Annotated in this window: 10 protein-coding genes; 7 read left to right on the forward strand and 3 right to left on the reverse strand. The window is 31.9% G+C overall.

The window, feature by feature from the left end; translation table 11 throughout:
- Nucleotides 1-82 precede the first annotated feature (82 nt).
- Together NOU10_RS00885 and NOU10_RS00890 are read right to left on the reverse strand one after the other, a co-directional pair.
- Nucleotides 83-340, reverse strand: a complete 258-nt coding sequence (locus NOU10_RS00885) for a hypothetical protein (protein WP_003700511.1) — start codon at nucleotides 338-340, stop codon at nucleotides 83-85.
- Between the two features lie 75 nt (nucleotides 341-415).
- The gene (locus tag NOU10_RS00890; protein WP_255905775.1) at nucleotides 416-748 is read right to left on the reverse strand and encodes a hypothetical protein; all 333 of its coding nucleotides are present in this window, start codon (nucleotides 746-748) and stop codon (nucleotides 416-418) included.
- Nucleotides 749-893: 145 nt separating this feature from the next.
- On the opposite strand from NOU10_RS00890, the gene rnz reads away from it, so the two are divergent.
- Genes rnz through NOU10_RS00910 form a run of 4 tightly spaced genes read left to right on the forward strand, consistent with a single transcriptional unit; the run spans nucleotide 894 to nucleotide 5537 of the window.
- The gene (rnz, locus tag NOU10_RS00895) at nucleotides 894-1847 is read left to right on the forward strand and encodes a ribonuclease Z (protein WP_003707484.1); all 954 of its coding nucleotides are present in this window, start codon (nucleotides 894-896) and stop codon (nucleotides 1845-1847) included.
- Nucleotides 1844-2653: an SDR family oxidoreductase gene (locus NOU10_RS00900; RefSeq protein WP_255905776.1), complete on the forward strand. Its 810-nt coding sequence runs from the start codon at nucleotides 1844-1846 to the stop codon at nucleotides 2651-2653. Before rnz ends, NOU10_RS00900 begins: the two co-directional genes overlap by 4 nt.
- 10 nt (nucleotides 2654-2663) lie before the next feature.
- Entirely contained in the window at nucleotides 2664-4997 is a 2334-nt protein-coding gene (recJ, locus tag NOU10_RS00905) for a single-stranded-DNA-specific exonuclease RecJ (RefSeq protein WP_255905777.1), read from the forward strand.
- Between the two features lie 21 nt (nucleotides 4998-5018).
- Nucleotides 5019-5537 carry an adenine phosphoribosyltransferase gene (locus NOU10_RS00910; protein ID WP_255905778.1) on the forward strand — a complete coding sequence of 173 codons (519 nt, stop codon included), beginning with the start codon at nucleotides 5019-5021 and terminating at the stop codon, nucleotides 5535-5537.
- Between the two features lie 75 nt (nucleotides 5538-5612).
- Here the strand turns inward: NOU10_RS00910 and NOU10_RS00915 are convergent, their stop codons facing one another.
- On the reverse strand, nucleotides 5613-8258 hold the full coding sequence (locus NOU10_RS00915) for a YfhO family protein (protein WP_255905779.1): 2646 nt from the start codon (nucleotides 8256-8258) through the stop codon (nucleotides 5613-5615).
- 244 nt (nucleotides 8259-8502) lie between these two features.
- On the opposite strand from NOU10_RS00915, the gene NOU10_RS00920 reads away from it, so the two are divergent.
- The 3 genes from NOU10_RS00920 to NOU10_RS00930 all read left to right on the forward strand — a co-directional run bounded on the left by NOU10_RS00920 (nucleotide 8503) and on the right by NOU10_RS00930 (nucleotide 11841).
- Complete coding sequence (locus NOU10_RS00920) at nucleotides 8503-10569, forward strand: penicillin-binding protein 2 (protein WP_255905780.1); 2067 nt, start codon at nucleotides 8503-8505, stop codon at nucleotides 10567-10569.
- 175 nt (nucleotides 10570-10744) lie between these two features.
- Entirely contained in the window at nucleotides 10745-11188 is a 444-nt protein-coding gene (locus NOU10_RS00925) for a DUF3290 domain-containing protein (protein WP_255905781.1), read from the forward strand.
- Nucleotides 11189-11202: 14 nt separating this feature from the next.
- Nucleotides 11203-11841 (forward strand): DUF421 domain-containing protein, encoded by a 639-nt coding sequence (locus tag NOU10_RS00930; RefSeq protein ID WP_255905782.1) that lies wholly within the window; start codon nucleotides 11203-11205, stop codon nucleotides 11839-11841.
- Nucleotides 11842-11949: the final 108 nt, after the last annotated feature.

An 11949-nucleotide genomic window follows, 5' to 3' on the forward strand; every position in this document is an offset into this window, starting at 1 on the left:
AAAATCTGACAGTTATAGAGTATTTTTATTGCAATAAAAAACAATCCTTATGAGATGCAAGGATTGTCGAAAAATAAATTTTTTAGTTTTTAGCTTTGCTTGGTACAACAAGAAATCCTACTAATAAGATTCCAATAACTGCAACAAATGCAGCTGATAATACGTTGCCTGCTAGGTAAATACCCATAGCAACAGTCGCAAACATACCAACGATTGTAAAAATAATGCCTAAACGTTGAATTAGATTTAATTCTTGGAAGTCTTTACGGAAACCAACTTCTAAAAGAAATGCACCGATAAGAGCCATTGTACCGAATAGAATGTGTCCAAATAACATCATAGTATTCACCAACCTTTAATAAATTGTACAAAACAAGTATAACACGAATTATTTATCCTCTACAATATAAAAATATTACTGAGTTTTTTTATTATTTTTTTGCAGCAGATATAAAGGTTTATATGCCAATTCTAATTCAGATTGGGAAATTTTAAATGACATAAGTGGGAGAGTATAATTTTCTTTCTCAACATCTCTAACCCTTAATTTAGCTTTTTTAGGATATTTTTTTAAAATGCTTAATAATTCAGAAAGGGTAACTAATTCTGGAGAAGGAGAAATAAGGATTGTATTAGCATCTTTTACAGTGACTTTTCCAGAGATAATATTTTTATGATCAAATTCTTGAGTAATAACTAATTTAGGATTTAAGAAATCGGTAGCAGTAATGAAGTCTATTATACGCATATTAATTCCCCTCTAGTTTGGCAGTAAAGTATATTATCTATTATAAGATATTTTGAAAAATTTTGAGAAACTTTAAATTGATACGCATTAATGATAGAATTAAGAAGATACTGTCTAATTAGTTAATGATAAGGATGAAAGATAAATGGAATTAGAATTTTTAGGAACAGGTGCTGGATCACCTTCTAAGAGTAGGAATGTATCCGCAGTTGCATTAAAATTATTGGATGAAATCAAAAAGATTTGGTTGTTTGATGTAGGCGAAGGAACACAACACCAAATTTTAAACACAACAATTCGTCCACGTAAGATTGATAAAATATTTATAACTCATATGCATGGTGATCATATTTTTGGATTACCTGGCTTTTTGAGTAGTCGTTCATTTCAAGGCGGCGAAAAAATGGGACCATTAACAATTTATGGACCTAAAGGAATTTCTGATTTTGTTAATATTAGTTTAAAGGTTAGTCAAACAAAATTATCGTATGAATTAAATTTTGTAGAACTTGAAGAAGAAGGTTTACTTTTAGAAAATGATCGATTTAAAGTTTACGCTTATAAATTAGATCATCGTATTGAATGTTGGGGCTACAGAATTGAAGAAAAGGATTATCCAGGTGAATTACAAGTTGAAAAACTTAGAGAAGCTAGAGTTCCATCTGGACCAATCTATGGTCGTCTTAAAGCTGGAGAAGTAGTAACACTTGAAGATGGTAGAACTATAGATGGGAAAGACTTTATAGGTAAAGCTAAGAAAGGTCGAATTGTAACGGTTTTAGGTGATACTAGACAAACACCTAACTTGAAATTACTTGCTAAAGATGCTGACGTGTTAGTTCATGAAAGTACTTTTGGTAAGGGTGAAGGGAAATTAGCACGTAATTATCATCACTCAACTTGTGTTCAAGCAGCTACTTTAGCTAAAGAAGTAGGCGTAAAACAATTACTGTTAACTCATATTTCAGCTCGTTATGTAGGTAAGATGGTGAAAGTTTTAGAAAAAGAAGCTAAGAAAGTATTTCCAAATACTAAGGTTGTTAAAGATTTTGATACCTTTAATATTCCTTTTCCTGAAAGAAAGGACGATGAGCAATGAAAAATTATAAAAGTTTAAAAGACTTAACTAATAAAGTTGTGTTGATAACTGGAGCATCAGGTGGTTTAGGTGAACAAATAGCTTATCAAGTAGCTAAAAAGGGTGCAATAGTTGTAGCTTGTGCACGTCGTAAAGAAAAGTTAGATGTAGTTGTAGAAAATTGTCAAAATTTGTCTAAGAGATTAGCATATGCATACCAACTAGATATTTCCAAGCCAGAAGAAGTAGAAAAAGTTGTTAATGAGGTAGAGAAAGAAGTGGGACCTGTCTCAGTTTTAATTAATAATGCTGGCTTTGGACTAATGGAAGACTTCCTTGACTTTGATATGGATAGAGCAGAAGCAATGTTCAGAGTAAATGTTTTAGGATTAATGTATGCTACTAAATATGTAGCTACAAAAATGGCTGAAAGACAAGTAGGTGCAATAATTAATATTGCTTCTATGGCTGGCAAAATAGCTACACCTAAATCAACTGTCTATTCTGCAACTAAATTTGCAGTGCTAGGCTTTTCTAATGCTCTACGTTTGGAATTGAAACCATTGGGAATTTCAGTAATGACCGTAAATCCTGGACCTATCAGAACAGAATTCTTTGATAAAGCAGATAAAACACATAATTACCTAAATTCTCTAGGAAATATAGTTTTAGACCCAGAGGAAGTAGCTTATAAAATTGTTTCAAAGATTGGAACTAGTCGACGTGAAGTGAATTTACCATATTACATGGAAGTTGCTCATCACTTATATGAAGTCTTCCCACATATGGCTGATTATTTAACAGGTGGTATTTTTAACAAGAAATGAGGAAAAACTCTTGATTGATGCTAAAAAAGAATGGCAAGAAATTGAATTATCAGAAAATGAACATCTTGATGAATTAATTGAAGAAACAGGTTTTCCTAAGATAGTTTTACAAATATTAATAGAAAGAGGATACGATTCTCTTGAAGCTATTAACAATTTTTTAGATCCAGATGCTCGTGGATTGTACGATCCTAATTTTATGCATGATATGGAACTAGGTGTAGATAGAATTCAACAAGCAATCATGAATGGTGAAAAAATAGTCATTTATGGAGATTATGATGTTGATGGAATCACAAGTACTGCCCTTATGTACGAAACTCTTGAAGAATTAGGAGCAGAAGTTGAATATTATATACCTGATAGATTTAAAGATGGCTATGGTCCAAATGTGGAAGCCTATAAGCGTTTGATTGATGAAGGTGTTAGTTTAATTGTAACCGTGGATAATGGGGTAGCTGGACATGAAGCCATTGATTATGCAAATCAACATGGAGTAGATGTAGTCATAACAGATCATCATGAGTTACCCAAAACTTTGCCAGATGCATATGCGATTATTCATCCTCGTCATCCTGAGGGCGATTATCCTTTTGGTGAATTATCTGGAGTAGGTGTGGCTTTTAAGGTGGCGGCTGCTTTACTAGAAGAACTACCACAAGATGTATTAGATTTAGTTGCTTTAGGGACAGTAGCTGATTTGGTTTCTCTAACTGGTGAAAATAGAATCTTAGTTAAGTATGGTCTGCAATTGTTACAACAAACAATGCGTCCTGGGTTGCAAAGTTTATACAAAGTAGCAGGGATAGAAGTTCCTACAATTACGGAAGAGACAATTGGTTTTTCACTTGCTCCACGTTTAAATGCATTAGGAAGAATGGAAAATGGAAGTTTAGGGGTAGAATTGCTAACTACTTTAGATGAGGAAAGAGCTGAAGAGTTAGCAAAAACTACCAACCAATTAAACATAAAAAGGCAAGAAGAAGTTAATAAAATTGTTGAAGAAGCGGTGGCACAATTAGCTAATAAATCTGAAAATCATTTAGTCAATGTAGTGGCTGGAAATAACTGGCATGAAGGTGTAGTGGGTATCGTGGCAAGTAGGTTAGTCGATATGACTGGCAAACCTTCTTTAGTTCTTAGCATTGATGAAAAAACAGGTATTGCTAAAGGCTCAGGAAGATCCATTGAAGCATTTCAAATGTTTGATGCCTTAGATAGTCATCGAGATATTCTCATGAAATTTGGAGGACATCATATGGCTTGTGGCTTGTCTCTAGATAAGGAGAAGTTGTCAGATTTACAACAAGTTGTTGATGAAGAAGGAAAGAAACAAGGAATTGAACATGCTACAAAACCGGTAGTAAAAGTCATTCCTGTTAATTTAGATGATGTTAATTTGGATTTAGAAGCACAATTAGAAGCTTTAGCACCATTTGGTACAGATAATCCTCGTCCTGTTTTTGAATTCAAAGATTACGAAGTGAATACAGTTCAGGCGATTGGGCAACAAAAAAATCATCTTAAACTTCAATTGCAATCCAATAACTCTCAAGTAGATGCTTTGGATTTCGGAATTGGTAGTAAAAAAATTTCTGAAATTGAGCGAAATAAAAATTCAGTTCGTTTGATAGGAACTCTGGGAAAAAATGTTTGGCAAAGTAGGATTAATCTTCAAATTATGATAGAAGATATTTTGTTGGATGATAGTAATACTGGAACAGTTGTTGAGATTCAACGAAAAAATAAATTAACTAAGTCAATGTTTCAACAAAAAGCAACATATGCTTTCTTTGATAAAAAACTATATAATCAAGTAATGCCATATCTAGCAGATAGTAGTGAAACTTATTTATATAATTTTAGCGATGATAAGAAGTTAAATTGTGATACGTTGGTTGTGGTAGATTGCCCAAATAATATAGAAAAATTAAAGTCTCTACTTGCTAAAGCAACTGTTAAGCATTTTATTTTTGTTGGTTATACTAGAGAAAATACTTACTTAAATGGCTTGCCAACTAGAGAACAGTTTGGTAGACTATATAAGTTCTCGCAAACACACACTAATGTAAATATAAGAAGAGATTTACAGAAATTAGCGGACTATTTAAAATTAAAACGTGAACTTTTAGTTTTTATGATTAATGTGTTTTTTGAAGCGGAATTTGTTAAAATAGAAAATGGGTTAATGAGTGGAAACACAAATATAACTCCGCATAGTTTAGAAGATACAAATTCATATCAAGCATATTTACAAAAAATGAAAGCACAAAAATCGCTAATATACAGCAAATCAACAGATTTACAGAAGTGGATATTAAAGTATCTTGATGAAAATAATTAGAGCTGAAAAGGAGAAATTTTAATGGCTTTAGATTTAAGAAACTATATTGCAAGTATTGAAAATTATCCAGAAGAAGGAATTGTATTTAGAGATATTTCTCCATTAATGGCAGATGGTGAAGCTTATCGCCAAGCTACTGACCGCATCGTTCAATTCGCTAAAGATAAGGGCGTTGAAATGATTGTTGGACCAGAAGCACGTGGCTTTATCGTTGGTTGCCCTGTAGCTTGTGAATTAGGTGTAGGCTTTGCTCCAGCACGTAAGAAGGGTAAGCTACCTCGTGAAACAGTTAAGGCTGATTACTCATTAGAATATGGTACAGCTTCACTTTATATGCACAAAGATGCAGTTAAACCAGGACAAAAAGTTTTAGTTACAGATGATTTATTAGCAACTGGTGGTACAATCGGCGCAACAATTGACTTAGTTGAACAACTTGGTGGCGTGGTTGTAGGTTGTGCATTCATCATTGAATTGGAAGATCTACATGGTCGTGACAAGATTAAGGGTTACGATACTTTAGCTTTAATGAAATACTAAATCTTAGTATAGAAACAATAAAAGACCAATATATCAATTCTTCATTTGTGAAGATAGATATACTGGTCTTTTTAATTATTTATGAACTTTTCTTTTTACCATTCCAGGAATAAATAGCAACATCAATGAAATAACTGATACCACAAGTCCTTGATAAAGATATGGGGGAGTAAAGGTTAATTTTACTTGATGCTTGCCTTTAGAAATAGGGAATCCAATAAATGTTTGTTGGATCTTATAAGTAGGAACCTCTTTTCCATCAACATAAGCTTTCCATCCATCATTATAAGGAATAGTAGTTGCAAACCATTGATTTGACTTAACAATATTAATGGTTCCATTTAATGAAGTTGACGAATAATCTTGTATCTTCCAAGAATATTTTTTAATTTGAGTTAGCTTTTGCTTTACTAAATTATTATCTAGTTGATATAGAACAAAATTATTCAACCAAAGATTATCTTTTTTAAATTTAGCAGTAATAGAGATTTTTTTACCTTTATCGTTATTTGCAACATTCACAAGAGTTGTATGTCTAAAAGTAGAATAATTATGAAGTACGCGATCATTAATTAGAAACTCGACATTATCATTATCAAGTGAAGTGCCTAATGTAAGATAATAAGAATTATTGGTTGTCGGAATGAATTCAAAAGTAATACTTGCATCCTTACTTTTATCAATTTTCTTAAAATCTGAGTTGGTTAAAGTTGTTTTTTCTGCTGTATTAGTAAAAATAACTTTATTAAAGTTCATGGCCGTAAAATAAGTTGTTCCAGGCATTGAACTAGATGCAGCGTTGAGCCAATTAGATTGATAAATAACGGGATTGTCAAACAAACGTTGCATCTTTGAAATAGTAGATCCTGCACTATAACCAATACTTGTAGCATATGGATTTTGATAAATTGAAGTACGAGGATTATTTTTTAGTAGTTGGTATGAGCTTAAATCACTACGCTCTGAAGTTTGGATTAAAGGATAACCGTGACTGCTACCTTCAGTAACTTCATTATTATTTTTAGGAGCAATAGCATATTTCATATCAAGTAAACCATCAGTTATCAGACTGCCATTAGAATAAGTAACATAGTTATCACCATCCGGTTGACCAATCATACCATAAAAATCTGGGATATTCTTTTCTAGAGCAGAACTGAAATATGCACCAGCATTGAGATTATGTGTTATACCATCATTTTTAGTTCTAGAATAAATTTGGGCAGTTCTATAAAAGCTAGAATCATGGCGATGTAACCAAGAACTATCAGCAGTAAGTGCAGTTGTTGGATCTGCAAATTCGCGTTTGGATAAATAGCTAATATTATTCAGAGAAAAAATCATATTGGCAGACATTTCAGATACGGCTACTAGGAAAAGTAACAGAAACTTAATGATGCTTCTGTCATTAGTACTATTAATACTTAAAAGTAGTAAAACTAAAAATGCAAAGGTAGCAGAAAAAATTAAAGTCTCAGTAGTAGCATAGTTGAATTTTTTAACATTAATCCATACATAGGAAATAATACCGACTTCTATGAAGAATAAAAGAAAAATTTTCCATGGCTTAACATTAACAATGAAATTAGTGATACCTTGACTTCCCAAGAAAAGCATCCAAAAACTTACAATAAAGGTAAATCTATATGGATACCAAACCGGAAATTGCATTCCATGCCAAAATAAATCTAGTGGTTCAAAGCACATTGAAACTGTAAAGAAAATACTGATTAAAAATGCACTTATTCTGGATTTGATTGTATTTTGACGATTAAAGAAGTACAAAATAAAGGCAAATAATGCAAGACTACCAATAAAAATATTAGGAAACCCAGATGGCATTTGATCAAAATTAAATGAACCAATCGTTAATTTTGATAACATTTTAAGTGGATTATATTCTAATTTAGCTTGGATCGAGCTTTCTGTGTATTGGCCTTTACTGCTAGTAAGGGTTATCGCAGTAGGAATTAAAATAACAGCGGCAATGCCTCCTGCTAGAATTGATCGACTTGCAAATAACCAAGTTCTAGATAGAAATTCTTTGAATTTGGTAGTATATGTTATCTGGTACCAAATAAAGAATAGAACTAGGAAGATACATACCATATATGCCATGTAATAATTATCTATAAGCATTAATGCAAGTAAAAGAGGATAGGCCTTCATCTTACGTTTTTCCATTAAATCATAGAAACTAGCAATAATTAGAGGAAGTAAAATAGCCGCATCCATCCATAATAAATTAAGTTGATTAACAACATTCCACGCCATTAAAGCATAACTAATTGAGAATGTAGGTATCATCCAACCTTTTTGCAATTTTCTTTTAGATAAAAGATATGCAAAAGATAGGCCACAAAAACCATATTTCAAGAGAGTAACGACTAAAACTCCAGCGGTAATCGATTTACCGGGGAAGAAGATGAATAATAAATTAAATGGACTAAGTAGGTAATAAGCCCATTCTCCAATCATTTCACCACCAATAGCTTTTGAGAAAGAGTAGAAGAAACTCCCAGGATGATGAAGTAAGGTTTCTCTAAAAAAAGCAAAGAAGTCTACATATTGTTGTCCTAGGTCAACAGTTAGAATTGTGCTCGAACCAAATGGATACATGTGACGAGCAATAAAATAGGCTAACATTATGACAATAGGGCCAAAAAAGCTAAGTAAAAATGGATATTTATTATTTATAAAAGATTTCATTTTAATCCACATGATAAAAAAGAATCCTTTCTGTTAAAGAATATAATATCTATAGAATATCATAGGTAAAGAGTAGGTAAAAGATAGTAAGTAATATCTTAACCTTTTAGAAAATTTTAACGGAATTTATGCCCAAAATTGTGATAGTATGGTAGGATAGAGAATGGATTTAAATATAATTATCATAGTAAGGTTAAACTTTTGGAATTATATTTGTTAGTCGCAATTTTTTCCAAAATAGATAGGAGAAATTAAAGTGAAATTTTTACGCAGTTCACGGAGAAATAGACGGAATAGTAATCAAAATTCATTAATTCCGTTTAGATTAAATTTTCTCTTTGTTATTGTATTTTTATTATTTGCAGCATTGATTGCTCAGTTAGCATATTTACAAATTGTTAATGGACAGAAATTTTCAAGTGAAGCAGCAAATAATGATACTTATACTGAAACCACTAATGTTCAACGTGGGATGATGTATGATTCAACAGGTAAGTTAATTGTTGGTAATAATTCTTCAAGAGCAATTACCTATACCAAACCCCTTGGCGTTACGAATCAAAAAATGAGAGCAATTGCTGATGAATTGGTAAAATTTGTATCTATCAAAACAGATTCATTAACGAGTGGGATGAAGGCTGAATATTATCTAGCTAATGTAAAGAACTATGACGCTGTAAAAGAGCATATTAAAAATGCTGATAGTTTAGATAGTAGTGAGTTAAATCGTCTAATGATCACTTATGTTAGAAAACACGGTTTAGTTTCTGATATGACTAATAAGGAAAAAGAGGCAGCAATTGTTTATAACAAGATGAGTGGTGCTTATGCTCTATCAAGCGTTTATATTAAGACTAGTGGTGTTAGCGATACTGAAATGGCTGAAGTTGGTGAAAATCTTTCTTCAATGCCTGGAATAAAGATTGGAACAGATTGGACACGTAGTTATCCAGATGGAACATCGATAAAGAATTTAGCTGGGACTGTAACAACTGAAAAGCAAGGTTTACCAGATGATTCTATTAATACTTTCTTAGCTCAAGGATATTCAAGAAATGATAGTGTTGGTTCAAGTTATTTAGAAAAGCAATATCAGGATGTCCTAAAGGGTACTAAGAAAACTACAAAAGTATTTACTCAAAATGGTAAAATTACTAAAGAAGTTGAACAATATGGTGGACAAGCCGGTGATGATGTTCAGCTAACAATTAATGCTAAATTCCAACAAGATATGCAAAAAATAATGGATAGCGCAGTTGCTGGATTAGGTGGTTATTCAAATGGTGGTTATGCAGTAGCGATTAACCCACATACTGGTGGCATTTATGGTATGGCCGGTGTTTATCGTGACCCTAATACTGGTAAGACAACTGTTGATCCTGCTGGGGCAATTAATCAATCTATTACTATGGGGTCTGTTGTTAAGCCAGCTATGATTATTGGAGCTTTGAAGTCAGGCGTTATTACACCTGATAATAATGTATTGACTGATATGCCAATTAAAGTTAAAGATACACCAGTCAAGGGATCATGGTTCAACAAGAGTGGTGGAGCTAATGTGGCTTTAACTGCTTCTGATGCTTTGATGGTTTCTTCTAACTCGTACATGATGCAACTTGCTATGAAGGAAGCAGGATTTAAGTATAGTTATGGTGCAACCTTAACTATGCCAACCTCAATTTTTAAGAAATTAAGAAATAACTTTAATGAGTTTGGCTTGGGTGTAAAAACAGGAATTGATTTACCTGGTGAAGTTTCTGGATTGGAAGGTAAGAGTACAGCTAAATATATTGGTAGTGCCCTTGACCTCTCTTACGGGAACTATGATTCTTACACAACAATTCAATTAGCCCAATATGCTTCCATTTTGGCTAATAAAGGTTATAAAATTCAACCACATTTATTACAATCAATCAGAGCAAATGGCAAAGATGGTAAGATGGGCGCTGTAAAATATGAAGTTAAGCCTAATATCACGGGCGTAATAGATGTTCCAGATTCTTATTGGAATATTATTCACAGTGGTATGTATAAAGTAGTACACGGAACTAGTCAATATGCAACTGGTACAGCAATGAAGGATATTAATCCAGCCATTGCAGCTAAAACAGGTAATGCTGAAACTGTTTATAAGAATACTGATACAACTACATTAAGTGCTATTAGTTATGCCCCTTATGATGATCCACAAGTAGTAGTGGTTGTAGCTTTCCCAAATCTTGCTAGTGATGAAAGTAGTGTTAGAATGAATACTTTGAAGAGTATTTATGAAGCATACTGGAAAGATGTTCAATCTAGCGATGGATATAAAACATCTAAATAATAGTTGATGTTATTTATTACTTAGACTTTTTGAGTTATGTATGCTACAATGATTTCGAAAAGTTAAACCAAAAGAGGTGAGAAGATTTTTTCTTCTCATCTCTTTTTTTAGGTGCTTGAATTTCTATTTGGTAATAGCTATAATTGTCATAATTTATGTTGAGACGGGTGAATTTATGGACTTTTATACATTAATATATCTTCAGGAACAAAATAATGTAGCACAATTTGTCCAATATGGAATTGTTGTAATTATCTTTTTAGTTCTAATTATAGCGACAATTTTGTATATAAAAGATAAATTTCAAACTAAGTATCGTGACTTAAGTATTATCATGGCACTGATATTACTTTTTATGGCAGGAATAAACTTTACTGAATATCAAAATGGTAGAGATACAAGTGTTCAAGCTGCAGAAGCAACAACTTTTTTGAAATCTATTTCTGAAGAATATCACGTTAAAAAAGATCAAGTTGCTATTAACGCACGTGGATTATCAGATGGGATAATTGTGAAAATTAATAAAAAATTTTATAAAGTTAATTTAAGTTCTGATCAAACTAATTATGTACTTGTTCGGACACATCTTATAAATCAAAAAGTAAAGATACATAGATAGAGGTGAAGAACTGGATGGATTATTATTTACCAATTATTATTAAATTTGTATTGGGACTATTGGTATTTATTTTACAGATAAATCTAACAGGTAAAGGAAATTTAGCACCTTCGACTGCTTTAGATGCTGTTCAAAATTATGCACTTGGTGGAATTATTGGAGGAGTAATATACAATGAAAATATTACTATTTTGCAATTTGTTATGGTTCTGATTATTTGGACTATAATTGTATTAACTCTAAAATTCTTTAAAGACCATAATCGTTTTATTCGTAATATCATTGATGGACAACCGGTAACTTTAATTAAAAATGGCAAAATTAGAGTAGAAGAATGTTTAAAACATGGGATATCAGCAAATGATTTAATGTTCAAGTTAAGAAACAAAGGGATTTATGAAGTTGCTAAAGTAAAAAGTGGAATCTTAGAACAAAATGGGCAGCTAACAGTTATTGAATTTAGTGATAAAGATCATGTTTGTTATCCGCTTATAAGTGATGGACAGTTAAATGTTGACGTATTGGAACTTATTAACCAAGATGAAGAATGGTTAATAGGTAAATTGAACAAAATAGGTTATAAAGATTTAAGTGAAATATACATAGCTGAATATGTAAACGGTGACTTGCGTATTGTAAGTTATCCCAAATAGAGAGATCGTACATTTATCATATAAGGATAATTGTACGATTTTTTAATTAAACTTCACAAAAAATTCAAAAAACTATCACGAAATATTTATGTATAAATGATATTGACA

The organism is Ligilactobacillus sp. MP3, assembly GCF_024436335.1.
Classification (GTDB): domain Bacteria; phylum Bacillota; class Bacilli; order Lactobacillales; family Lactobacillaceae; genus Ligilactobacillus; species Ligilactobacillus salivarius.

What these genes read in the sequence shown, in the direction of transcription:
- NOU10_RS00885 (WP_003700511.1), bottom strand. Translation starts at nt 340, where the DNA reads ATGATGTTATTTGGACACATTCTATTCGGTACAATGGCTCTTATCGGT.
- NOU10_RS00890 (WP_255905775.1), bottom strand. Translation starts at nt 748, where the DNA reads ATGCGTATAATAGACTTCATTACTGCTACCGATTTCTTAAATCCTAAA.
- rnz (WP_003707484.1), top strand. Translation starts at nt 894, where the DNA reads ATGGAATTAGAATTTTTAGGAACAGGTGCTGGATCACCTTCTAAGAGT.
- NOU10_RS00900 (WP_255905776.1), top strand. Translation starts at nt 1,844, where the DNA reads ATGAAAAATTATAAAAGTTTAAAAGACTTAACTAATAAAGTTGTGTTG.
- NOU10_RS00910 (WP_255905778.1), top strand. Translation starts at nt 5,019, where the DNA reads ATGGCTTTAGATTTAAGAAACTATATTGCAAGTATTGAAAATTATCCA.
- NOU10_RS00915 (WP_255905779.1), bottom strand. Translation starts at nt 8,258, where the DNA reads ATGTGGATTAAAATGAAATCTTTTATAAATAATAAATATCCATTTTTA.
- NOU10_RS00925 (WP_255905781.1), top strand. Translation starts at nt 10,745, where the DNA reads ATGGACTTTTATACATTAATATATCTTCAGGAACAAAATAATGTAGCA.
- NOU10_RS00930 (WP_255905782.1), top strand. Translation starts at nt 11,203, where the DNA reads ATGGATTATTATTTACCAATTATTATTAAATTTGTATTGGGACTATTG.